23 protein-coding genes are annotated in these 22,868 nt (G+C 71.7%); 11 read left to right on the top strand and 12 right to left on the bottom strand.

Features of this window, described 5'->3' with window-relative positions; genetic code table 11:
- Positions 1-94 precede the first annotated feature (94 nt).
- A complete protein-coding gene (locus QC282_RS22130; protein ID WP_279551277.1) occupies positions 95-3,082 on the bottom strand; it encodes an FAD-binding and (Fe-S)-binding domain-containing protein in 2,988 nt (995 codons plus the stop codon).
- Between the two features lie 138 nt (positions 3,083-3,220).
- Between QC282_RS22130 and serC the strand changes: the two genes are divergently transcribed.
- The 3 genes from serC (at position 3,221) to QC282_RS22110 (ending at position 5,796) form a co-directional block, all read left to right on the top strand.
- The gene (gene serC / locus QC282_RS22125) at positions 3,221-4,339 is read left to right on the top strand and encodes a phosphoserine transaminase (protein ID WP_279551276.1); all 1,119 of its coding nucleotides are present in this window, start codon (positions 3,221-3,223) and stop codon (positions 4,337-4,339) included.
- 524 nt (positions 4,340-4,863) lie between these two features.
- Positions 4,864-5,193: a divalent-cation tolerance protein CutA gene (gene cutA, locus QC282_RS22115; RefSeq protein WP_279551275.1), complete on the top strand. Its 330-nt coding sequence runs from the start codon at positions 4,864-4,866 to the stop codon at positions 5,191-5,193.
- A 60-nt stretch (positions 5,194-5,253) separates the two neighbouring features.
- On the top strand, positions 5,254-5,796 hold the full coding sequence (locus tag QC282_RS22110; protein WP_279551274.1) for a DUF1707 domain-containing protein: 543 nt from the start codon (positions 5,254-5,256) through the stop codon (positions 5,794-5,796).
- Positions 5,797-5,826: 30 nt separating this feature from the next.
- Here the strand turns inward: QC282_RS22110 and QC282_RS22105 are convergent, their stop codons facing one another.
- Together QC282_RS22105 and QC282_RS22100 are read right to left on the bottom strand one after the other, a co-directional pair.
- A complete protein-coding gene (locus QC282_RS22105) occupies positions 5,827-6,006 on the bottom strand; it encodes a DUF397 domain-containing protein (protein WP_279551273.1) in 180 nt (59 codons plus the stop codon).
- Positions 6,006-6,872 carry a helix-turn-helix transcriptional regulator gene (locus QC282_RS22100; RefSeq protein ID WP_279551272.1) on the bottom strand — a complete coding sequence of 289 codons (867 nt, stop codon included), beginning with the start codon at positions 6,870-6,872 and terminating at the stop codon, positions 6,006-6,008. The genes QC282_RS22105 and QC282_RS22100 overlap by 1 nt, the downstream gene beginning before the upstream one ends.
- A 185-nt stretch (positions 6,873-7,057) precedes the next feature.
- On the opposite strand from QC282_RS22100, the gene QC282_RS22095 reads away from it, so the two are divergent.
- Complete coding sequence (locus QC282_RS22095) at positions 7,058-7,477, top strand: ATP-binding protein (RefSeq protein ID WP_279551271.1); 420 nt, start codon at positions 7,058-7,060, stop codon at positions 7,475-7,477.
- Positions 7,458-7,754 carry a hypothetical protein gene (locus QC282_RS22090; RefSeq protein ID WP_279551270.1) on the top strand — a complete coding sequence of 99 codons (297 nt, stop codon included), beginning with the start codon at positions 7,458-7,460 and terminating at the stop codon, positions 7,752-7,754. Before QC282_RS22095 ends, QC282_RS22090 begins: the two co-directional genes overlap by 20 nt.
- Here QC282_RS22090 and QC282_RS22085 read toward each other — a convergent pair.
- Positions 7,744-8,592: a helix-turn-helix transcriptional regulator gene (locus QC282_RS22085; protein WP_279551269.1), complete on the bottom strand. Its 849-nt coding sequence runs from the start codon at positions 8,590-8,592 to the stop codon at positions 7,744-7,746. The genes QC282_RS22090 and QC282_RS22085 overlap by 11 nt on opposite strands.
- Positions 8,593-8,849: 257 nt before the next feature.
- On the opposite strand from QC282_RS22085, the gene QC282_RS22080 reads away from it, so the two are divergent.
- Entirely contained in the window at positions 8,850-9,083 is a 234-nt protein-coding gene (locus QC282_RS22080; RefSeq protein ID WP_279551268.1) for a DUF397 domain-containing protein, read from the top strand.
- A gap of 77 nt (positions 9,084-9,160) precedes the next feature.
- The gene (locus tag QC282_RS22075) at positions 9,161-9,661 is read left to right on the top strand and encodes a hypothetical protein (protein ID WP_279551267.1); all 501 of its coding nucleotides are present in this window, start codon (positions 9,161-9,163) and stop codon (positions 9,659-9,661) included.
- Here QC282_RS22075 and QC282_RS22070 read toward each other — a convergent pair.
- Entirely contained in the window at positions 9,642-10,478 is an 837-nt protein-coding gene (locus QC282_RS22070; RefSeq protein WP_279551266.1) for an ABC transporter permease, read from the bottom strand. The genes QC282_RS22075 and QC282_RS22070 overlap by 20 nt on opposite strands.
- On the bottom strand, positions 10,475-11,452 hold the full coding sequence (locus tag QC282_RS22065; RefSeq protein ID WP_279551265.1) for an ATP-binding cassette domain-containing protein: 978 nt from the start codon (positions 11,450-11,452) through the stop codon (positions 10,475-10,477). The genes QC282_RS22070 and QC282_RS22065 overlap by 4 nt, the downstream gene beginning before the upstream one ends.
- Before the next feature lie 97 nt (positions 11,453-11,549).
- On the opposite strand from QC282_RS22065, the gene QC282_RS22060 reads away from it, so the two are divergent.
- The gene (locus QC282_RS22060) at positions 11,550-12,356 is read left to right on the top strand and encodes a TetR/AcrR family transcriptional regulator (RefSeq protein WP_279551264.1); all 807 of its coding nucleotides are present in this window, start codon (positions 11,550-11,552) and stop codon (positions 12,354-12,356) included.
- 244 nt (positions 12,357-12,600) lie between these two features.
- On the opposite strand, the gene QC282_RS22055 is transcribed toward QC282_RS22060, so the two are convergent.
- Positions 12,601-13,575 (bottom strand): WD40 repeat domain-containing protein, encoded by a 975-nt coding sequence (locus QC282_RS22055; protein ID WP_279551263.1) that lies wholly within the window; start codon positions 13,573-13,575, stop codon positions 12,601-12,603.
- Between the two features lie 99 nt (positions 13,576-13,674).
- Between QC282_RS22055 and QC282_RS22050 the strand changes: the two genes are divergently transcribed.
- Entirely contained in the window at positions 13,675-14,349 is a 675-nt protein-coding gene (locus QC282_RS22050; RefSeq protein ID WP_279551262.1) for an SGNH/GDSL hydrolase family protein, read from the top strand.
- A 133-nt stretch (positions 14,350-14,482) separates the two neighbouring features.
- Here QC282_RS22050 and QC282_RS22045 read toward each other — a convergent pair whose 3' ends face one another.
- Positions 14,483-17,077, bottom strand: coding sequence for a DUF6185 family protein (locus tag QC282_RS22045; RefSeq protein ID WP_279551261.1), 2,595 nt, complete (start codon positions 17,075-17,077; stop codon positions 14,483-14,485).
- A gap of 161 nt (positions 17,078-17,238) precedes the next feature.
- Here QC282_RS22045 and QC282_RS22040 point away from each other — a divergent pair, with 161 nt between their 5' ends.
- On the top strand, positions 17,239-18,234 hold the full coding sequence (locus QC282_RS22040) for an aldo/keto reductase (protein WP_279551260.1): 996 nt from the start codon (positions 17,239-17,241) through the stop codon (positions 18,232-18,234).
- Positions 18,235-18,376: 142 nt separating this feature from the next.
- Here QC282_RS22040 and thpR read toward each other — a convergent pair whose 3' ends face one another.
- The 3 genes from thpR to QC282_RS22025 all read right to left on the bottom strand — a co-directional run bounded on the left by thpR (position 18,377) and on the right by QC282_RS22025 (position 20,998).
- Positions 18,377-18,949 (bottom strand): RNA 2',3'-cyclic phosphodiesterase, encoded by a 573-nt coding sequence (gene thpR / locus QC282_RS22035; protein WP_279551259.1) that lies wholly within the window; start codon positions 18,947-18,949, stop codon positions 18,377-18,379.
- Between the two features lie 220 nt (positions 18,950-19,169).
- Positions 19,170-20,534: an MFS transporter gene (locus QC282_RS22030; RefSeq protein WP_279551258.1), complete on the bottom strand. Its 1,365-nt coding sequence runs from the start codon at positions 20,532-20,534 to the stop codon at positions 19,170-19,172.
- A gap of 26 nt (positions 20,535-20,560) precedes the next feature.
- Positions 20,561-20,998, bottom strand: coding sequence for a MarR family transcriptional regulator (locus QC282_RS22025; RefSeq protein WP_279551257.1), 438 nt, complete (start codon positions 20,996-20,998; stop codon positions 20,561-20,563).
- A 154-nt stretch (positions 20,999-21,152) separates the two neighbouring features.
- Here QC282_RS22025 and QC282_RS22020 point away from each other — a divergent pair, with 154 nt between their 5' ends.
- Positions 21,153-21,335, top strand: a complete 183-nt coding sequence (locus QC282_RS22020; protein ID WP_279551256.1) for a ribbon-helix-helix protein, CopG family — start codon at positions 21,153-21,155, stop codon at positions 21,333-21,335.
- A gap of 23 nt (positions 21,336-21,358) precedes the next feature.
- On the opposite strand, the gene QC282_RS22015 is transcribed toward QC282_RS22020, so the two are convergent.
- Positions 21,359-22,807, bottom strand: a complete 1,449-nt coding sequence (locus tag QC282_RS22015) for an NCS2 family permease (RefSeq protein WP_279551255.1) — start codon at positions 22,805-22,807, stop codon at positions 21,359-21,361.
- Positions 22,808-22,868: the final 61 nt, after the last annotated feature.

Genomic DNA, 22,868 nt, shown 5'->3' with positions numbered 1-22,868 from the left:
ACGCGTGAGCGTCCATCGTGCTGGACTTCCCGGTCCAGGGTAATGGACTAGGTCAGGGGCGTGAACCCCCATGTTCCTGACATGGTTCCGGACTTCAGCCACCTTCGCCACTGCCTTTCCCGCCCCCGGAACCGCCCTCTCCACCGTCCTCTCCGCCGCCCTCTCCACCGCCCTCTCCACCGTCCTCTCCGCCGCCCTCTCCCCGCCCCGCTCGCGCCCGCTCGCCGTCCAGCGCCGCCGCCAGCACCTCCGCCAGATGCCGCCCCCGCACGCCCGCGAGCTGTTCCAGCTGGGTCCGGCACGAGTAGCCGTCGGCCAGGACCTCCGCCCCGGCCGGGGCCCGCCGTACCGCCGGGAGCAGCAGGTCCTCCGCGCAGGCCACCGACACCTCGTAGTGGCCCCTCTCGAAACCGAAGTTCCCGGCGAGTCCGCAGCAGCCGCCGGTCAGCTCGCCCGTGAGGCCCGCCGCGGCGCGCAGGCGGCGGTCGGCGGCGTCACCCAGTACCGCGTGCTGGTGGCAGTGGGTCTGGCCGGTCACCGGGCGGTCGACGCGCGGCGGCGCCCAGTCGGGCGCCAGCCGTACCAGCGCCTGGGCGAAGGTGACGACGCGGGCGGCGAGGCGGGCCGCGCGCGGGTCGTCGTGCAGCAGCTCGGGCAGGTCCGTGCGCAGGGCCGCCGCACAGCTCGGTTCCAGCACGACCACGGGAACACCGGCTTCCAGCACGGGCGTCATCAGGTCGAGGGTGCGGCGCATGACCTCGCGCGCCCGGTCGAGCTGCCCCGTGGAGACGTAGGTGAGTCCGCAGCAGACCCGGGACCGGGGGCGCAGGACCGACAGGGGCCCGAGGAACCTCGTCCGGCCGTCGCCCACCGGTGCCTTCCGCAGCCGCAGTGTCGGGGGCAGCGCCACGCGCAGTCCCGCCGCCTCCAGCACGCGGACGGCCGCGCGGCCCACGGACGGCGACAGGTGCTCGGTGAAGGTGTCCGGCCACAGCACCACGAGCCGGCCGGCATCGGCCGCGCGGGGCGGCCGGGCGCGCCACCAGGAGCTGAACGTCTCCCCCGCCAGCCGCGGAATCCCCCGCTCACCGGCGATGCCGCCCGCCCGTTTCGCCACCGCCGCGAGCGGTCGCACCGACGCGAGGGCGTTGACCGGCCCCGCCGCCCGCAGCCGGGACGCCCAGCGCAGCCACACCGGCAGCCGGCCCAGCGCGTAGTGGGCGGCCGGGCGGCGGCGGCCGGCGTAGTGGTGGTGCAGGAACTCCGCCTTGTACGTGGCCATGTCGACCCCGACCGGGCAGTCGGAGCGGCAGCCCTTGCAGGACAGGCACAGGTCGAGCGCGTCCCGTACCTCCGTCGACCGCCAGCCGTCGGTGACCAGTTCACCGGCGAGCATCTCGTGCAGCAGCCGGGCACGCCCGCGCGTGGAGTGCTCCTCCTCGCCCGTCGCCCGGAACGAGGGGCACATGACGGCGGCGCCCGCGACCGCCGTCGTACGGCATTTGGCGACCCCGACGCAGCGGCGCACCGCGGCGGAGAAGTCGCCGCCGTCGGCGGGGTAGCCGAAGGTCACGTCGACGGGCTCGCGGGGCAGGACCGCGAAGCGGAGGCCCGCGTCCAGGGGGGCCGGGCGGACGAGCATGCCGGGGTTGAGCAGGTCGTCGGGGTCCCAGACCGCCTTGGCCCGCTCGAACAGCGCCACCGTCTCGGCACCGTACATGCGCGGCAGCAGCTCGGCCCGGGCCACGCCGTCGCCGTGCTCGCCGGACAGGGAGCCGCCGTGGGCCACGACGAGGTCGGCGAGTTCCTCGGAGAAGCGCCGGAAGCGGGCGACGCCCGGACCGGTCAGCAGGTCGAAGTCGATGCGGACGTGGATGCAGCCGTCGCCGAAATGCCCGTACGGCGTGCCGCGCAGCCCGTGGGCGGCCAGCAGCCCGCGGAACTCGCGCAGGTACGCGCCGAGCCGGGCGGGCGGCACCGCGCAGTCCTCCCAGCCGGGCCAGGCCTCCGTGCCGTCCGGCATCCGGGTCGCCGTGCCGCTCGCGTCCTCCCGGATGCGCCACAGGACGCGCTGCCCGGCCGGGTCCGTCACGACCAGGGAGTCCAGCACGTCGGCGGCCCGCACGATCGCCTCGGCACGCGCGCGTGCCTCGTCCGCCGTGTCCCCGCCGGTCTCCACGAACAGCCAGGCGCCGCCCCTGGGCAGCGCCGTCGGCTCCGGCACGAGGTCGGCGGCCATGCCCTCCACGGTGAGCGGACCGTGCGGCAGCAGGCCGTGGGCCGCCTCGGCCGCGGCGCTCTCGTCGGCGTACCCGAGGACGGCCAGCGCACGCGCGCGTGGCGCCTCCACGAGCCGTACGACCGCCTCGGTCAGGACGCCCAGGGTGCCCTCGGAGCCGCAGAAGGAGCGGGCGACGTCCGCGCCCTTCTCGGGGAGCAGGGCGTCCAGCGCGTAGCCGGAGATACGGCGGGGCAGGTCGGGGAAGCCGGTGCGCAGCCGGGCGAGCTCGCCCTCGGCCAGGGCCCGCAGCCCGTCCGGGGCGCCGGCCCAGCCCGGCCCGAGCCTCAGCGCCTCGCCGCGCGCGGTGAGCACCGACAGTTCCCGCACGCTGTCGGCCGTCGTCCCCCAGGCGACCGAGTGGGAGCCGCACGAGTTGTTGCCGATCATGCCGCCGAGCGTGCAGCGGCTGTGGGTGGACGGGTCGGGCCCGAAGCGCAGGCCGTGCGGGGCGGCGGCGTCCTGGAGCCGGTCGAGGACCAGACCGGGCTGGACGACGGCCGTGCGCGTCGCGGGGTCGAGGGCCGTCAGCCGGTTCATGTGCCGCGTGAAGTCGAGGACGACGCCCGTGCCGGTCGCCTGCCCGGCGATGGACGTCCCGCCCCCGCGCGGCACGACGGGCACGCCGTGTCCGCGGCAGGTCGCGAGGACGGCGGCCACGTCGTCGGCGTCGTGCGGTGCCACGACCCCCAGCGGGACCCGCCGGTAGTTGGACGCGTCCATGGTGACCAGCGCCCGGTCCGTGACACCGAACCCGACCTCGCCCCGGACGACCCTGCGCAGCTCGGCCTCGAGATCCGTCATGCGTCCATCCGTCATGCGTCCAGGAAACAGCCCGCACGCGCGTGAAGGCGAGACCGCCCGGGACCATACGGGTCGGACACCGTCTCACCCGACGGACGACGTTTCGCCCAGGTTTCCCTCAACGGCTACGCTCCCTGCGTGGCTGAGATCCAGATTCCCTCTGACATCAAGCCCGCGGACGGACGTTTCGGCGCGGGGCCCTCCAAGGTGCGGACGGAGGCGCTGGACGCGCTCGCCGCGACCGGCACGTCCCTCCTCGGTACCTCTCACCGCCAGGCGCCCGTGAAGAACCTGGTCGGCCAGGTGCGCGAGGGCATCCGCGAGCTGTTCCAGCTCCCCGACGGCTACGAGGTGATCCTCGGCAACGGCGGCTCCACGGCGTTCTGGGACATCGCGACGCACGGCCTGATCGAGAACAAGTCGCAGCACCTCAGCTTCGGCGAGTTCTCCTCCAAGTTCGCCAAGGCGGCCAAGCTGGCCCCCTGGCTGGCCGAGCCGACCGTCGTCTCCGCCGACCCGGGCACGCACCCCGAGCCGGTCGCCGAGGCGGGCGTGGACGTGTACGCGTTCACGCACAACGAGACCTCGACCGGTGTCGCCATGCCGATCAAGCGGGTGGCGGGCGCCGACGAGGGCGCGCTGGTGCTGGTCGACGCCACGTCGGGCGCGGGCGGCCTGCCGGTCGACATCGCGGAGACGGACGTCTACTACTTCGCGCCGCAGAAGTGCTTCGCCTCCGACGGCGGCCTGTGGATCGGCGTGTTCTCACCGGCCGCGATCGAGCGGGCGGAGCGCGTCCACGCGTCCGGCCGCCACGTCCCGGAGTTCTTCTCCCTGCCGACGGCGATCGACAACTCCCGCAAGAACCAGACGTACAACACCCCGGCCCTGTCGACCCTCTTCCTGCTCAACCAGCAGCTGGAGTGGATCAACGGCCAGGGCGGCCTGGACTGGGCGGTCCGCCGCACGGCGACCTCCGCGCGGACGCTGTACGGCTGGGCGGAGGACGTGAAGTTCGCCAACCCGTTCGTCACCGACCCGGCGAAGCGCTCGGCCGTCATCGGCACGATCGACTTCACGGACGAGGTCGACGCCGCGGCCGTCGCGAAGGTCCTGCGCGCCAATGGCATCGTCGACACCGAGCCGTACCGCAAGCTGGGCCGCAACCAGCTGCGCGTGGCGATGTTCCCGGCGATCGACCCGGCGGACGTCGAGGCGCTGACGAAGTGCGTCGACTATGTGATCGAGAAGCTGTAGTCATCGCGGGATGACGGGGAGGGCGCCTGGCGGGAACGCGGGGCGCCCTTTGCCGTTCGTACGGCTTGCCGACTCGACGGTGGTCCGTGGCTCGCGGATGCCCTGTGCCGGCGAAGGTGATCCAGCAGGTGCTGCGCACCCAGGCGCGATAGGTGTTCTCGCGTGCTTGCTGGGCGAGGCTGTCCCATCCCTTCGCGGACGCCGCGTCCGCGAAACGGACTTCCCAGTGGCCGTCAGGCGCGGGCGGCGCCACGCGGTCGCCGCGCCCCGCACTCACGCGTCGTCCCTCGGGTCCGGCACCGGGCCGTAGTCCTCGGAGTGGTCCCGGGTCGGCGCGGCCGCCACGGAAGTGGAACCGCCGTTTTGTCGCGCTCGCCAGCGGCACGACTCAGCCCGCGGGCGAAGAACCGTGAAGAGATCCTGCGTGCGGTCACTCACGCCCCACTGATTGCCGCCCGAGCCGCTGACTCACGGCGGTCCGGCCTGGTTAGGGTCGTGGCATCCCCAGCTCGAAAGGCAGCGGCATGACCGACATCGTGATCGCGCAGACGACCATCGACGACGAGGACCGGGCGAAGGCACTGGCGCGGGGCGCGGTCGAGAACCGGCTCGCGGCGTGCGCCCACATCGACGCGCCGTTCACCGCCGTGTACCGGTGGCAGGGCCAGATCGAGACGGCCCAGGAGTGGCGGGTCTCGTACAAGACGACCACGGACCGCCTCGCGGAACTGGAGGCGTGGGTGACGGAGAAGCACTCCTACGACGTCCCCGAGTGGATCACCCTGCCGGTGACCGGCGGGTCGGAGGCCTATCTGTCCTGGGTGGTGGACGAAACCTCCCGGACGGGCTCCTGAGGCCGGCAGCCTGCGCCAAGTCCCTACAGCCAAGCGGCAGTCCGGCAGTACGGTGAGACGGTGACCTCGTTACCGGAAAACTCGCCGCCGCCGCTCGCAGAAGACGCCCGCGACAGGGCCGTACGGCGTCTGCAGGAGGCGTACGCAGAAGGGCTCGTCTCCCACGAGGAGTTGGACGAACGCCTCCACCGGGTGCTGACCGCGACGGCCCGCGACGACCTCGCCTCGGCTCTCGCCGCTCTCCCGGCCGAACCCCCGGACACCACGTCGGTGATCGGCGCCGCCGGCGGACGGATCACGCGGCGCGGCGTGTGGCGGGTCCCGCGGTTCCTCAAGGTCGAGTCGGCATACGGGACGGTACGGCTGGACCTGTCCCGGGCGGTCATCGAGCACCCGGTCGTGGACATCGAGCTGCAACTCGGAACGGGCGGCGCCCGCATCACGGTCCCGCGCGACGCGGAGGTGGAGGTCGAGGGCCTGCACACCGGCTGGAAGGACCTGCGCTACAAGCCCCGGCAGAGCTCCGGCCCCACCGGCCCGAAGATCCGGTTCTCCGGGACCATGGGCTTCGGCCGCCTGAAGATCCGCCACGCCCGCCGCTGACGTTCCTTCGTCGCCGGGCGCCCTGCCGGCTCAGCCGAACTGGCGCAGGAAGGCGTGCCAGCTCTCGCGGGAGACGGTGAGGAGGGGGCCGTCCTGCTGCTTGCTGTCGCGGACGGCTCGGCCGCCCGGGACTGTGACGGCCACTTCTACGCATTCGCCCAGTTGGGCCGAGTACGAAGACTTCCGGAAGGGACCCACAAGTTTGGTCATTACACGCCTGCCTCAATGCTTCGCAACTTGCTCTGGATCAGTTTCGCACTCACCTCCGGCGTCAATGCCGCTGAGTGCAGCAGGTCAAACAATCTGGCGTAAACCTCGAGATCGTCGGGGGACTCGAGGACCGACGAACTCATCAGGTCATCCATCGTCACCGCCTCGATGGCCGCCCCGGCGTCGAAGCTGAACGCGGCGAACGCGGAGGCAGCTGCCACGAGCGCTCCCGCGCTGAACGGCAAGACCTGCACAGTGACATTCTCCCGCTTCCCCACATCGAGGAGCGACGCCAACTGCTCCCGGTGAATGTCCATGCTCGCCAGGGGGTGCTCAATGACCGCTTCCCAGAGGACAGCGGCGAACCTGGCCCCGCCCTCCGCGATCTTCTCCTGCCGCCGCATCCTTACCTTCACCAACCGAGCCACCTGCTCAGTAGCGAGGGTGTCGGGTCCGCCGGTGATGACTGCCTCCGCGTACGCCGGAGTCTGCAAAAGCCCTGGAATCAGAACCGGCTGCCATTGACGGATATGGCATGCGTCATCTTCGAGGGCGATGTGATCGACGTAGTCCGAACGCAAGTGCGGGGCATACTCAAGCCACCAGCCCCGCTTCTTGGGCTGCCTGGCCAACTCCTCCAGCTTCATCCGGACTTCCGGGTCCTTGACCCCGTAGGCGTCCAGCAGCAGTCGTACTTCGATGACGCGCGCGGTGACGTGGCCCGTCTCAAGGCGGCTGATTCTGGCCTGACTTGACGCGATCACTTCGGCAGCCTGTGGCTGATCGAGCTTGGCGGCTTGCCGGTACCGCCTGAGCACCGCGCCCAAACGCCTGCTGCGCACCGTCGGCCGTCCACCTGCAGGCATGAAACCTCCCTTTTTCTGTCGCAACCATGCCACACGGCCCTCAAGCCTGGGAGTACTTCACTCGATTGAGTAAACGAGCGCATGCATTCACTGGAATCTGTTGCAGAGCCTACTCATGCATCCGTAGCTTCGTCCGGGCGTCACACAGACGCATCTTGGCGGCACGTCAGGAGGTAGGCACCCCCATGCCCCCAACCGAAACCTTCCTCATCCCCAAGCACAGGCGGCACGTGGCCGGCGCCCGGCAGCGCGTGCGCAAAGTCCTCGCGGACTGGGGCGTCACCGGCGAGCTCGCCGAGGGGGTGACCCTTTTGGCGAACGAGCTCGTCACCAACGTCGTGACCCACTGCCGGATTTCCTACGCCCAGGCCAAGGTCACGCTGACCCTCCACGGCACCGAATTACTCCTGGAGGTCTCCGACCCGGACCGGGACCGCCTCCCCCGGCTCCGCGAGCCCCACCCGGACCAGGAAGGCGGACGCGGACTCGCGCTGGTCGCGGCGCTCGCCGAGGACTGGGGGTGGCGGCAGGACCCGTACACGAAGTGCGTGTGGGCCAGGATCACGCTCGCGGGGACGGAGGCACATGTTCCGGCTGGTTCGTGACGCGGTGGCCCACCTGCTCGGCCGCGAGGAAGAGGCCGAGGAAGAGGTGAACGACAAGGACCTCGCGCGGGAGGTCCGCCCACCGGACCCGTACGTATGGCGGCTCCCCAACCCGTACGACGCCCGCTGGCGCCGCTGGTTCAAGCGCTCCCGCGCCGCCGGTCACTACCTGCCGTTTCCCGCCGAGGATGCCCACTGGCAGGTCCCGTCGCACTCCCGGGCACCGGCCCGGCCGACCGGTGACGACCTGGCGCGGCCGTACGCCCTCAGACCTTGATGCTCCGCCGGACCCGCGCGATGACCTGCTGGGCCTCGGTGCCGAAGACGGCCGCGTCGGCGAAGGTGTCCCAGACGCGGCGGTAGAGGGCAATCGTTTCGGCGTCGTCCAGCCAGAGCTCGGCGTGCCAGTCCTCGACCACGACGAGGCGTTCGTCCATCATCCAGAAGGCGTTACCGGGAGACAGGGACAGCGGTGCGTCCAAAGGCACGATGCCCAGGTTGACCGTGTCCATCCCCACGACGCCGAGCAGACGGTCCAGTTGTGCCGCCAGCACCTCCGGCGGACAGATCCGGGCCCGCAGCGCGCCCTCCCACATCACCACGTTCAACCGCTTGCCCGGCCGGTACAGCCACTCCTGCCGCTTCATCCGAACGCGCACCGCGTCCTCGGTGTCCCTCGGGGACCGGTGAAGCTGGGCATGGCGCTCGAAGACACACCGGGCGTAGTCGGCGGTCTGCAGCAGACCGCAAATGATGGTGCCTTCCCAGACGTGGAGGGTTCTGGCGTCGGAGACGGTCCTGTTCCAGGTTTCCTGGACGGGGCGGTGGCCTGCCGCCAATTGGCGGCGCCAGGAGCGGATCTGGCTTTCGAAGCCTTTGAGCCGGGCGCTCAGCTCACCGAAGACCGCAGGCTGCCCGGTGGCCTCGGCCCATGCCCGCAGATCGTCGTCCGTCGGCGTCCGCCGACCGTTCTCCAGCTTGCTGACCTTCGACTGCTGCCAGCCGAGCCGTTGCGCCAGTTGAACACCGGTGAGCCGGCCGTCAGGGGTCGTGACCCGCAACTCACGCAGCTTGCGCCCGAGTTCCTCACGCGCCCTCTGATAATCCGTGCTCACCGGTATCCGCTCGGTTCCCTACATGTCAGCCGTGAACTGCTTCCACGGTACGGCGTGGTGCCATGCAGCATCCCGGATCATGGCGCAGCGCACCCCATAGGTCTCAACGATGTTGCGCAGTCAGCATGTCGGTGACCGAGAGCGAATGTCCATGCATCCAGAGTGACCACGCGAGAATAACGGAGAATATTCTCCCCGCCGCCGCCTTCCCGCTTCCTACGGTCGTCCCGACCACACCCGACCAGGAAGGGCCGGCCGTGCCGAACCGAAACGACCTCTACCGACTCGACCTCTCCCACGCCTCGTTCGTGAAGGCGTGCGGTGGCAACACCCATCCGGACGGCGAGTCCTGCGTGACGCTCGCCCGGATCGGGGACGACGCCTGGGCGTTGGGCGACAGCAAGCGGCCGGACGCGCAGCCGCTGCGGTTCACCACCGAGGAGCTGAGCGTGGCCGGGATCGACCCGGCGCGGTTCGGGCTCGCCCTCTGACCGTCCCGCCGCTCCAGCCGTTCCGGCCCGCCCACCCTCTCGGGGAGCGGGCCGGAATCACCCCGAACAGGAACCCGGTGCACCATCACGGCTATCTCTGGACCGGCCCGAAGGACCGCTTCGACCAGGAGGCCCTGCGGCGTCCGCCCCACCCCGAACCGCCCCCGCCCGGCAGCCGGCCCGAGCTGGTCCAGCGCTACCGCGAGGTCGCCTCGGCGTTCCCCGCCTCGGAACTGCCGCCGCTGGAAACGGCGTACTGGCTCCTCAAGCCGCCCGCGCTGGTGCGCGGCACCTGGGGCGAGGCGGAGGACGCGGCGGCGTGGCTCGGGGAGCGGCTGGCCGAGTTCGCTCCCCGGTTCGCGGCCGGGGGCGGGCGCGAGGGCGGGTACCTGGCCCGTCACGTCGGCTCCGCCGTCGCGCGGCTCCGGGCGGGCGGGGACGTGTCGCTGGGCTTCTACCTCGAACGCCCCTCGTACCTGTCCCTCGCCCTCGTGACCTGTTCCCCCAACCGGGAGCGGCCGGAACTCCCGTGCCCGCAGCGCTCCCGGGGGAAACCGCTCAGCGACTCAGCTTCTTGAACCTCCGCACCGCCAGCGGCAGGAAGATCGCCGTCAGGATCACCGGCCACACCCCCGCCATCAGCAGCGCGTGCTGCTCGACCCACGTGTCGCCGCCGCCGACCGGCGTGCCGAACAGGTCGCGGGCCGCCGCCGCCGTGGAGGAGATCGGGTTCCAGGCGGCGAGCCAGCCCAGCCAGTCGGGCATGAGCTGCGGGGCGACGAAGATGCTGGAGATCATCGTGAGCGGGAAGGCGACCGCGAACAGGCCGCCAGCCGCCTCCGGGTTGGGGACCAGCAGCCCCAGCCACACGCCGATCCAGATGAGCGCGAAGCGCAGCCACAGCAGCAGTCCGAAGGCGGCCAGGAAGCCCCAGCCGCCGTCCGGCCGCCAGCCCATGGCCAGCGCCGTCAGCATCATGATGCCCAACTCGGCGCACGCGACGACGAGATCGGTCACCCCGCGCCCGGCCACGACCGCCGACGAGGCCATCGGCATGGAGCGGAACCGGTCGATGACGCCCCGCGTGGAGTCGTACACGACGACCGTCGCGGTGTTGATGAAGCCGAACGCCATCGTCATCACGAACATCCCGGGCATCAGGAAGTCCTTGTAGTCCCCGCCGCCGGGCACCTTCATCGCGCTGCCGAAGACATAGCCGTACAGGAGGACCGACAGGATCGGGAAGCCGAGCTGCCAGGCGATGTTGACCGGCTGGCGGCGGTAGTGGGTCAGGCCGCGGCGGACGATGTTCCAGGTGTCGGCGAGCAGCCAGTACGTGCGGCCGCGGGCGGCCGGGGCGGCCGGGGCGGCCGGTTCCAGGCCTACGGCGGTCATGCGGCGGCCTCCTTCTCCGTGCGGTGTCCGGTCAGGCGCAGGAACACGTCGTCCAGGCTGGGCCTGCGCAGCCCGATGTCCTCCACGCGCACGCCCTCGTCCTGGAGGGTGCGCGCCACGTCCGTCAGGGCCGCCACCCGGTCGGTCACCGGGGCGTGCACCCGCAACTCGCCCTCTTCCGCCTCGGGTTCGCCGTCGGCGACCCGGGCGACGACCTTCACCACGCGCGGGATGTCGGAGCGTTCGGCGACGACGACCTCGATGCGGTCGCCGCCGACGAGGTTCTTCAGCCCGTCCGGGGTGTCGTCGGCGATGGCCCGGCCGCGGTCGATGACCGTGATGCGGGAGGCGAGCCGGTCGGCCTCCTCCAGGTACTGCGTGGTCAGCAGCACGGTCGTGCCGCTCGCCACCAGCTCCCGCACCGAGTCCCACACCTCGCCGCGGCTGCGGGGGTCCAGGCCGGTCGTCGGCTCGTCCAGGAAGAGGACCGCCGGGGCCAGAATCATGGAGGCGGCCAGGTCCAGGCGCCGCCGCATACCGCCGCTGTAGTCGCCGACGCCCTTGTCGGCGGCGTCGGTCAGGTCGAACTGCTCCAGCAGCTCGGCGGCCCGCAGCCTGGCGCGCCGTCCGCCGAGGTGGAACAGCCTGCCGAACATCTCCAGGTTCTGCCGGCCGGTGAGGACCTCGTCCACGGCCGCGTACTGGCCGGTGAGTCCGATCCGGGCGCGCACCTCGCGCGGCTGCCGGGCCACGTCGAGCCCGGCGACCTCCGCCCGTCCCCCGTCCAGCCGCACGAGCGTGGACAGGATGCGCACGGCGGTGGTCTTGCCCGCGCCGTTCGGCCCGAGCAGGCCGTGCACGGTGCCCTGGCGGACGGCCAGGTCGAAGCCGTCGAGGGCGCGTTTCTCGCCGTAGCGCTTCTCCAGCGCCTCGGCCCGCACCGCGTATCCGTCGCGTCCGTCGTGTCCCGTCATGTGCCCCTCCCGTGCGTCACACGCTCAACCGAGTACACCGTACCCGATTGCGCGTACGCCGTACTCAGTTTTTCGCGGGGGGACTTAAGCTGACCTCATGACGAGCGGCACGAGCGGGGCGGACAGCGCCGGAAGCAAGGGCGCGGGCAGCGCGGGGGCCAGCGGCAGCGGAGACATCGCGCGCACCCTCGAACTGCTCTGGGACACCGGCCGCCGCCCCAGTCGCGGCCCCAGACCGACCCTCACCCTCGACCAGATCGTGGAAGCGGCCGTCCGCATCGCGGATGCCGAAGGGCTGGACGCGGTCTCGATGCGCCGGGTCGCCACCGAGCTCGGCACGGGCGCCATGTCGCTGTACCGCTACGTCCCCGGCAAGGCCGAACTGCTCGACCTGATGCTCGACCGGGTCCAGCGCCCCAGCCAGGACCCGGCCGCGTACGGCGACGGCGGCTGGCGCCGGGCCCTGGAGGCACTGGCCCACGCCACGCTCGCCCTCTACCGCCGCCACCCCTGGCTGCTGCACGTCAACCAGTGCCGCCCGATCCTCGGCCCCGGCGCGCTCGACGGCATGGAGAGCGTCCTCGCGCGCATCAAGCCGATGGGGCTGTCCGACCCCGAACTGCTCTCGGTGATCATCATGATCGACGGGTACGTCGTCGGGGCCGCCCGCACCCAGGTGCACCAGGAGGAGGCGGAGCGCAGGTCCGGGCTCACGGACGCGCAGTTCTGGGAGGCGCAGCAGCCGGTGCTGGAGGAGGTCATGGCCTCCGGCCGCTATCCGGTGCTGGCCTCCCTGTCGGAAGACACCTTCAGCCCCGCCTTCGACCACTTCAGGTTCGGGCTCCAGCGCATCCTGGACGGCCTGGAGGTCCTGGTGGCCCGGCGCGAGCGCGGGGAGACCTGAGACCGGGCCGGGGGGCGTGAGACCCGGGGGGACGTGGCCGGGAGGACGTGGACCAGGAGCCCTGAGACCGGGGAAGACCTGAGGCCGGGGAGACCTGGGAGCGGGGAGACCTGAGACCGGTCGGCGGGGGGCGACGACGCTCCGGACGCGTGCCCCGTGGTGACCGGCAGGCCGGGGCGGGACTTCCGTACCGGAGCCCGGCACTCGGCACTCGGCGCCCGCAGCCCGGCACTCGGCGCTCGGCTCAGCCCCGGCGCAGCAGCCTGCGCACGCCGAACACCGCGGCGCACACCACGACCAGCGCGAGCGCACCGGTCCTGACCCCGGGACCGTCCCCGCCGCCGGTCCCGCCTCCGGCCCCGTTGCCGGAACCGCCGTTGCCCGGCGGTGACCCGGCGGCACGGCCGGGCGCGTCCTCGGACTGCACGGGGCTCTGTGCGCCCTCGCTGCCGAACAGGACCTTCGTGCCGTCGGCGGAGTACGTGACGGACTCGCCCTGGCCCTGCAACGGCACCTGGAGCCGGCCGCGCCGCTTGAGTTCGCCGCCGTTCCAGTCGTACCAGATGCCCCCGAAGTAGCCGCGTACGGCGAGGTGCCGGCCGTCGGGCGAGAGGGCGGCGTCGGTGGCCCACAGGTCCACGGGGGCGACGGGCCGGAAGACGTTGCTGCCGGAGGCGGACAGCTCGGCCGGGCCCTCGTACAGGTGACCGCCGTCCTCCTTCTTGTCGACGATGTAGACGCGGCCGGTCTTCGGGTGCACGACGAGCGACTCGGCGTCGCGGGGGCCGTCGGCGTACTTGACGACGTACTGCGTGGCGCGGACGACCTGGTTCCTCAGGGTCTTCGGCTCGGGCAGCTCGTAGACCCACACGTAGGGCCAGGTGCCGCCGAGGTTGTCGCCGATGTCTCCGACGTAGAGCCGGTTGCCGGGCCCGACGGCGACGGCCTCCACGTCACGCGGGGTGCCGACGCCGGTGAGGGTGACGCGGGCGACCGTCTGCCCCGTCTCGCCGCTCACCGCGTACAGATAGGGCCCGTCGTCGCTGTCGTTGTGCGTCCAGAAGACGCCCGGGTGCTGCCGGGACGCGGCGAGCCCGCTGGACTCGGTGATGCGCGGGTCCCTGATGGTGAACCCGTCGTCGCCGGCGGCGGCGGACGCGGGCACGGCCAGGGCACCCACGAGGAGGACCCCGGCGAGCAGAGCGAGCAGTCGGCGCATGCCCCAAGACTGCCACCGCGCGGGCCTGTTCACGCAGGGTGGCCGGACTCACACCCCCGGCGGTCCGCCCGGGGGCGGGCCGTCGTCCATGATGAGCGGATGCTCAGGTTCATGCCCGTCGGTGACTCGATGACGATCGGCAGCGCGGGCGAACACACGTGGCGTTACCGCCTGTGGCAGCACCTGTGCGCGTCGTACGGCCGCCCGTTCACGCTCGTCGGACCGCGCGAGGCGCTGTACGACAAGTCCGAGGACGCCCCCACCTCGTACGCGTACGCCGACCCGGACTTTCCGCGCACCCACCTGGCCGGCTGGGGCGAGGGCTGGCTGCACATGGCACCGCTGATCGGGGACGCGGTGCGCACCTGCCGGGCGGACGTCCTGCTGGTCTCCCTCGGCCTGATCGACCTCGGCTTCTACACGAACGCCGAGCAGACCGCGCAGAACGCGCGCCGGTTCATCGCCGAGGCACGGGCGGCGAACCCGCGGGTGCGGATGGTGCTGCTGCCGGTCGTCCCGAACATCCGGGCCGAGCACGACGCCCCGTTCGCCGAACAGGTCACCCGCTTCAACGAACTCCTCGCGAAGACGACGGCCGACCTCGACGAACCCCGCTCCCCCCTGCTGCTGGCGTCCCCGTACCCGCCGTACGACATCCACACCGACACCTACGACGGCACGCACCCCAACGAGAACGGCGAACACCGCATCGCGGCGGCCTTCGCGGAGGCGATGCACCAGGGCTGGGACCTGGGCGCGGCATATGACAGGTGACCGATTCCGGTCGCCTCCTCGTCACCGTGCCCGTCGTTGAACGGCGCGGCCGTGTCCGTCCGGGCGCGGCCGGGGAGGAGCGCCACGGCGACCGGACTGACCGCGAAGGTCACCGTCCGGCGAAAGCCACGGGTCACTGCGCCGGGCCCGAGCCGTTCGTGTCCGGTGGGGTGCCGTCCTGGGACGGGACGATGTCGGGCTCCGCGAAGAACTGCCAGATCGTGATCATGGCGATGAGCTGAGCGATGAGATAGGCGATCTGAAGCGAGTAGTAGCGCATCTGGTACACGGACAGGAGCAGCCCGAAGCGGCTCTGCCAGTAGCGCCGCTCGCCCCCGAAGGTGTCGAAGTCGAGCGCTATGGCCGTGACCGTGAGGACGAAGAGCATCATCGAAAGATGCAGGGCCGCGTTCGACGTGCCCTCACGCGTGAACCAGCCCACCAGCGCGTCGAGCCCCACGGGCAGCGCGAAGGCCGCTGCGAGCGGGAGCGCCTTGACCGCTCCGCGGCGCCCCGGCAGCGCCCGCCACAGGGCGCCCAGCACGAAGCCCGCCGCGGACCAGGTGAACGTCCAGTAGACGAGATTGAGCAGGAGACCGGGGAAGCCGAGGAAGTCCGAGAGGGTGTCCTGCCAGCCCTCGCCGCGGATGCGCCACGACCACGTGCCGAGCAGGGCGGCCGGCAGGCCGGGAATCAGCGCGAACAGCGCGCCGCGCCTGCCGTTGTCCCACCAGTCGTCGCGCGGGCCCAGGGCCAGGGCCGCGTCCACCACCGACACCTTGGCCGGAAGCCGGTCGCGGACGACCGGCGGGGCGCTCACCGGCCAGTCGTGCAGTCTCTCCAACCGTCTTTCCAGGTCGTCCCGTTGGGGAGGCACGTCACCGAACAGGCCCTGGTCAAGGCGGCGCAGCTCGGCGTGGATCTCGCGGTAGGAGCGCGCTTTGCGCAGCAGCGCCGTACGGGCCGCGGGCCCGGTCGCCGTGGCCAGCGGGCGGCCGGAGAACTCGAAGGGCTGGGCGAGGACGGACCGCCGGGCCAGGAGCGCCGTCGTCCCGTACAGCGCCAGCATGTTGAGGGGTATCCACAGGCTCGTGAGCAGGGAACTGGCCAGGTGGTTGCCGCTGTTGAGGCCGGCCGTGACCGCGAAGAAGGTGAGCAGCAGGAGGCGGTCCGCGGGATCGTCCAGGGGCGTTACCGAGGCGGGGCGGCGCCACGCGCGCAGCGCGGCCAGCAGGGCGACGCAGGCGAAAAGCCACATCTGGTCGTTGATCAGCTGCTCCTGGCCGAAGGAGACGGACCACATCACCTGCCAGAGGTAGTCCTCCAGGCGGTCCGTCCCGTTGCCGGGGCCCGCCGGGTCGCTCAGCCAGGAGGCCCGCTGCCAGTCACGCTCCTCCGCCAGCGCGTAGCACACGGCCACGACCAGAGTGGCGACGACGACCGCCGGCCAGGCGACACGGGCCCGCAGGACCCTATCGTTCCCCGGGTGGCGGCGGCTCCCGGGCAGCAACTGCCCCTGGACGGCGAGCCGCCACAGCACCGCGACGACCGCGAACAGGGTCAGCGCCAGGAAACAGGAGCCGAGCAGCCCCTGAACGGCGAGCGCGGGGCCCACACCGATACGGAGGTGCGCCAGTCCCACCGCGAAGACCACGGCCACCGGGTTCAGCAGGAGGACGACCCCGGCGATCCGTCGCCGTGACCACCCGGCGAAGCCGAGCAGCACGCAGATCGCCAGCAGGGCCAAGCCGTACTCCAGGAAGAGCTGCTCCTGGAACGACATCCACCCGTGGAAGGACGCCCAGACGTTCTCGATCAGCAGATCGGCGTGCACCACCGAGAAGAGGAGGACGGCCAGCACGGCCCACGCGCGCAGGTTGCCCAGGGTGAGGAGCTGCTCGGCGGTGGGCGTCCCGGGGCGCCGCCGGTACCACCGGACCGCCGTCAGCAGCAGGGCCGACACCGCCCCCACCCACAGCAGCCGCCCGAGTCCGTCCAGCCCGAGGACGATCGTGCGACTGCTCTGGGCGCTCCAGGAACGCTGCCAGGACGGCGTGAGCCCGACCTCCACCACGGGCACCGGGCGCTTCTCCGCGGCGGTCCTCCGCCCCTGCTCCGGCCCGCGCTCGGCCCCGGGCCGCCACACGAGCGCCGAGGAGCCCTCGCCCGCCGTCGGCCGTGGCCTGGCCCACTCGGCGCCGGGCGTGCCCGGGTCCACCGTGATCTCGTCCCACCGGGCGCCCTTCAGCGCGGGCGGCACCGCGAGCCGCAGGCTCCAGCGCTCGGCGCCCGCGCGGAAGCGCCACAGCCCCACATCGGTGTACGACCGGTACTCGTTGGCCCAGGAATGCGCCCGGTAGACGACCTTGACGCGACCGTCCTTCCACGTCACCACGGGCTCGCCGGCGCGCCACTCGCTCCAGCGTCGCTGCTCGCCCTGCTCGCTCCTGGTGAGACAGGACATCGCCCGGATGTAGTGGCGGCTGTCCGCGCTGAGCAACAGGTCCCGCGCGTAAGGCCAGTCCCCGGGGACGTCGGCCGTCAGTGCGGTGACGATCTTGGTGTAGGTGCGGTGCTCGTGCTGCAACGTCACCGACGTACGGACCCGGGCGTCGTCGAGCCGGTCGCTCGCGCACCGGTCGGCGGCCGGGGAATCCGCCGCCCACGCCGCCGACGGCGCGAGCGACACGCACAGCATCAGCGCCACCAGGGCCGATAACGCCCACACCGACACACGGCTTCGCAACAGAACTGCCCCCCGACAACCCGCCCCGACAGAAACCCGTAGCCGACATCATGACGCATGCCACTGACACGGCCGCGGGCCCGAAGACCGGCGGACCGCAACCGCTTGCCTGGAGCGCACTCCAGGCCGTTGGCTGGTGGACCATGAAGTACACGCAGCTCGGACGCACCGGACTCAAGGTCAGCCGCCTCGTCCTCGGCACGATGAACTTCGGTCCGCAGACCGACGAGGCCGACAGCCACGCCATCATGGACGCGGCGCTGGACGCGGGCATCAACTTCTTCGACACCGCCAACGTGTACGGCTGGGGCGAGAACAAGGGCCGCACCGAAAGGATCATCGGCAACTGGTTCGCGAAGGGCGGCGGGCGCCGCGACAAGGTGGTCCTCGCGACCAAGGTGTACGGGAACATGGCCCCCGACGGCGGCGACCCGTGGCCCAACCACGACAAGCTGTCGGCGCTCAACATCCGGCGGGCCGTCGACGCCAGCCTCAAGCGCCTGCAGACCGACCACATCGACCTGTACCAGTTCCACCACGTCGACCGCAGCACCCCGTTCGAGGAGATCTGGCAGGCCATCGACGTGCTGGTGCAGCAGGGCAAGGTCCTGTACGCCGGTTCCTCGAACTTCCCCGGTTACAAGATCGCCCAGGCCAACGAGATCGCCGCCCGCCGCGGCGGCACCATCGGTCTGGTCAGCGAGCAGTGCCTGTACAACCTCGCCGAGCGCCGCGCCGAGATGGAGGTCATCCCGGCCGCGCAGGACTACGGCCTCGGCGTCATCCCGTGGTCGCCGCTGCACGGCGGGCTGCTGGGCGGTGTGCTCAAGAAGGAGGTCCAGGGCAGCCGGCGCGCCTCCGGCCGGGCCGCGGACACCCTCGCCGACCCCGCCGGACGCGCGCAGATCCAGGCGTACGAGGACCTGCTCGACAAGCACGGCGTGGCGCCGGGCGAGGCCGCGCTGGCGTGGCTGCTGACCCGGCCGGGCGTGACGGGACCGATCGTCGGACCGCGCACCGCCGAGCAGCTGGAGTCGGCGCTGCGGGCCGTGGACCTGGAACTCTCGCAGGAGCTGCTGACCGGCCTGGACGAGGTCTTCCCGGGCCCGGGGCCGTCCCCCGAGGCGTTCGCCTGGTAGCCGGACGGCGCCGGGCGCGGTGAGCGGTACGGCGGCGGCGCGCTACCTTCCGAGCACCGCCGCCACTGCCACCACGACGAACATCAGCACGAGCACACCGGCCATGATCCGGTTCCGCGTCTTCGGGTCCACGGCACCGAGCCTAACCGGCCGCGCCCAGGGGCCACCGGGCGACCGCCTCGTACCGGGGCTGTTCACCGGGCGTCCCGGACTTCGGCAGGTCGCTGCGGACCAGGACCAGGTCCCGCACGGTCCACGTGCGGGACCTGAAGCCGTCCAGGGCCGCGAGACACGACGTCACGTCGACCGCGCCGCGGCTGCGCGCCACCGTGAGGTGGGCCTTGTACCGCCGGTGCTCCCCCATCGGAACGCCCGCCCTGCGCCCGGCGGCCTCGGCACGGTCGGCCAGCAGGCGCAGCGTCTCCAGGCCGCCCTCCGCGCCGGTCCACAGCGCCCGGCCGTGCCCGAACTGCCCGCCGCCGCGCAGGGCCAGCTCGAAGGGCTCGGTGCGGTGGGCCGCCCGCGCCAGCCGGTCCGACAGGTCCGGGACGAGGGCGTCGTCCACCTCGCCGTAGAAGGCGAGCGTGAAGTGCCAGCCGGGGCGCCCGGTCCAGCGCAGCCCGTCCGCGCCCGGCAGCTTCCGCAACGCGTCCACCTCGACGGCGAGTTCCCGCGTCACGTCGTCGGGTGGCAGCACGGCGGCGAAGAGTCTCATGGGCCCAGTCTTCCAGCGGTCCGGCCACGGTCCGGGTCTCCCGGTCGCCGTGCCTCGGCTTCGCCTTCGGCGACGCCGCCGGTGTGACGGGGGACAACCAAGCGCCTGACGGGGACGGCCGGGCGCCTGACCGGGACGGGCGGGGCCTTATCGACCGACCGGCGAGGGTGGCCTGCCGACGACCGGCGAGTTCCCCCGCGACCGCCCCCGGCGCCCTCCGCTACGCCGCCCGGGCCAGGTCCTCCCGCCGCTCCCGGGGGACGAACCGCACGCTCGGGTGGCCGTGCCGCCAGCCCACCGAGAGGCGCAGGCCGCCGACGCGGGCCAGGACGAGGGCGATGACCGCCGCCGCCGTCGCCGCCACCGCGCCGCCGGCCGCGAGGCCGACCCGGGCGCCGTAGGTGTCGGTGATCCAGCCGACGATCGGCGCGCCGACCGGGGAACCGCCGAGGAACACCATCATGTAGAGGGACATGACGCGGCCCCGCATGGCCGGATCGGTGGCCATCTGGATGGTGGTGTTGGCGGTGACGTTGACCGTCATGCCGAACAGACCCAGCGGGATCATCAGCAGGGCGAACATCCACAGCTCGGGGGCGGCGGCGGCCACGATCTCGATCGCGCCGAAGACCATCGCCGCCGCGCTCAGCACCCGCAGCCGCGCGGTGCCGCGCCGGGCGGCGAGCAGCGCGCCCGTGACCGAGCCGACCGCCATCAGCGTGTTGAACATGCTGTAGGAGCCGGCACCCGCCTGGAACACGTCGTCCGCGAACGCGGAGAGGTAGACGGGGAAGTTGAAGGCGAACGTGCCGACGAAGCCGACCAGCACGATCGGCCAGATCAGGTCGGGGCGTCCCGCGACGTAGCGCAGGCCCTCGCGGAGCTGGCCCTTGCCGCGCGGGGCGCGCTCGACGGTGTGCAGTTCCCGGCCGCGCATCATCAGCAGGCCCGCGATGGGCGCGACGAAGGACAGGCCGTTGAAGAGGAACGCCCAGCCGGTGCCGACGCCGGTGATCATCACGCCCGCGACGGCGGGTCCGATCAGGCGGGCGGACTGGAAGTTCGCCGAGTTGAGGCTGACCGCGTTCTGCAGCTGGTCGGGGCCGACCATCTCGGAGACGAAGGACTGGCGGGCCGGGTTGTCGACGACGGTGGCGAGGCCGACGGCGAACGCGGCGACGTACACGTGCCACACCTCGACGTGCCCGGTGATGGTGAGGAAGGCCAGGGCGAGGCCGGTGACGGCCATCGAGGACTGGGTGACCAGCAGGGCGGGCCGCTTGGGCAGGCGGTCGACGAGGACGCCGCCGTAGAGGCCGAAGAGGAGCATCGGCAGGAACTGCAGGGCCGTCGTCACGCCGACGGCCGTGGAGGAGCCGGTGAGGCTGAGGACCAGCCAGTCCTGGGCGATGCGCTGCATCCAGGTGCCGGTGTTGGAGACGACCTGGCCGGCGAAGAACAGGCGGTAGTTCCGGACGCTCAGCGAGCTGAACATCGAGGTCTTGCCGCGGGGGGCGGCGGGGGTGGGCTGCTTGTCGTGGGGGTGCGGTGCGGGGGCGGAGTGTGCTCCGGGTCCCGAACTCAACAGGTTCGCCTCCTCGTCAACGCTGCTTACAGGTGTGCGAGCTTCTCCAGCACGGGGGCGGCGGCGCGGATCTTCGCCCACTCGTCCTCGTCCAGTTCCCCGACCAGCGAGGCCAGGAACGCGTTCCGCTTGCGGCGGCTCTCCTCGAGCATCGCCGTGGCCTGTTCGGTCGGGGTGACGACCTTCTGGCGGCGGTCCTCGGGGTGCGGCTCCAGGCGGACCAGTCCCTTGGCCTCCAGCAGTGCGACGATGCGGGTCATCGACGGCGGCTGGACGTGCTCCTTGCGGGCGAGCTCGCCCGGGGTGGCACTGCCGCAGGTGGACAGCGTGCCGAGCACCGACATCTCGGTGGGGCTGAGCGACTCGTCGACCCGCTGGTGCTTGAGCCGACGGGACAGCCGCATCACGGCGGAGCGCAGGGAGTTCACGGCGGCAGCGTCGTCGCCATGGCTAAGGTCCGGCATCTTGTTAGCGTAACTCATTACTCTGACTAAAGACCACCGCGGACACGTCCAGGTTCCCGTGACCCCGGCCACGGAAACCCGCCCGTCACCCGTACGAGTGAGTCATATCCGGAAAGCGGCGGTCCCGCGGTCCGCTGCGGTGACCCTCGTGTACATGAGGACCAGCGTGCTCAGCCTGCGGATAGACGGGGAGCTGCTCGAACGGCTCCGGGACCACGCGGCGAAAAGAAAAATGAGCGTCCAGGACCATGTGATCCGGACGCTCATTCGCGACGACTTCGACGAGCGGTTCCAGGCCGCCGTCGACGAGACGGAGAAGTTCTACGGGGTCACGTGACCGCGGGGGGCACGTGAGCCCGGTCAGGCCAGGCCCAGCGCCGGCATCAGGTAGTAGAAGCCGAACACCGCGGCCACCACGTACATCGCCGCCGGGACCTCCCGGCCGCGCCCGGCCGCCAGGCGCAGCACCACGAAGGTGATGAAGCCCATCCCGATGCCGTTGGTGATCGAGTAGGTGAACGGCATCATCAGCATCGTCACGAAGGCCGGCACGGCGATCGTGTAGTCCGCCCAGTCGATCTCCTTGATCGAGCCGGCCAGGATCAGGAAGCCGACCGCGAGCAGCGCCGGGGTGGCGGCCTGGGACGGCACCATCGTGGCGACGGGCGTGAGGAACAGCGCGACGGCGAACAGGGCGCCCGTGACGACGTTCGCGAAGCCGGTGCGGGCGCCCTCGCCGACGCCGGCCGTGGACTCCACGAAGCAGGTGGTCGCCGAGGAGGAGCTGGCGCCGCCCGCGGCGACCGCGATGCCGTCGACGAACAGGACCTTGTTCATGCCGGGCATCTGGCCCTGCGCGTCGGTCAGTCTGGCCTCGTCGCTGACGCCCATGATCGTGCCCATGGCGTCGAAGAAGCAGGACAGCAGGACCGTGAAGACGAACAGGACGCCGGTCAGCACGCCGACCTTCCCGAAGCCGCCGAACAGGCTGACCTCGCCGACCAGCCCGAAGTCGGGGGTGGCCACCGGGTTGCCGGGCCACTCCGGCGTCGTCAGGCCCCAGGACGGCACGTCGGCGACGGCGTTGACGATCACCGCCACGACCGTCATGACGACGATGGAGACGAGGATCGCGCCGGGCACCTTGCGCACGATGAGCGCCAGCGTGAGCAGCGCGCCGAGCACGAAGACCAGCACCGGCCAGCCGGTGAGGTGACCGCCGGTGCCGAGCTGGAGCGGGACGGTGGTCTGGGCGGCGTCCGGCATGCGCGTGACGAAACCGGAGTCGACCAGGCCGATCAGCATGATGAACAGGCCGATGCCGATCGCGATGGCCTTGCGCAGCCCGTAGGGCACGGCGCTCATGACGCGCTCGCGCAGGCCGGTGGCGACCAGCAGCATCACCACGAAACCGGCCAGCACCACCATGCCCATGGCGTCCGGCCAGGACATCCGGGGCGCGAGCTGGAGCGCGACGACCGAGTTCACGCCGAGGCCGGCGGCCAGCGCGATGGGGACGTTGCCGATGACGCCCATGAGGAGCGTGGTGAACGCCGCCGTCAGCGCGGTCGCCGTGACCAGCTGGCCGTTGTCCAGCTGGTGCCCGTACATGTCCTTCGCGCTGCCCAGGATGATCGGGTTCAGCACGATGATGTAGGCCATCGCGAAGAAGGTGGCGAGACCGCCGCGGACCTCGCGGGACAGGGTGCTGCCCCGCTCGGAGATCTTGAAGTAACGGTCGAGGGCGCCCTGCGGCTGCCGGGAGGGCTGCTCGGGCGAAGGGGCCTTGGCGGTGGCCGAGGTGGACATGCGGAACCTCATCGCCGGCGGACCTCCCCCGAGCCGCTTTGGCGTTTCCTACGAACAGAAA

The sequence above is a fragment of the Streptomyces sp. DH24 genome, assembly GCF_029813775.1.
Taxonomy (GTDB): Bacteria; Actinomycetota; Actinomycetes; order Streptomycetales; family Streptomycetaceae; genus Streptomyces.
Note: the sequence above shows the minus strand (reverse complement) of the source record. Positions and strands in the feature narration are given on the sequence as shown.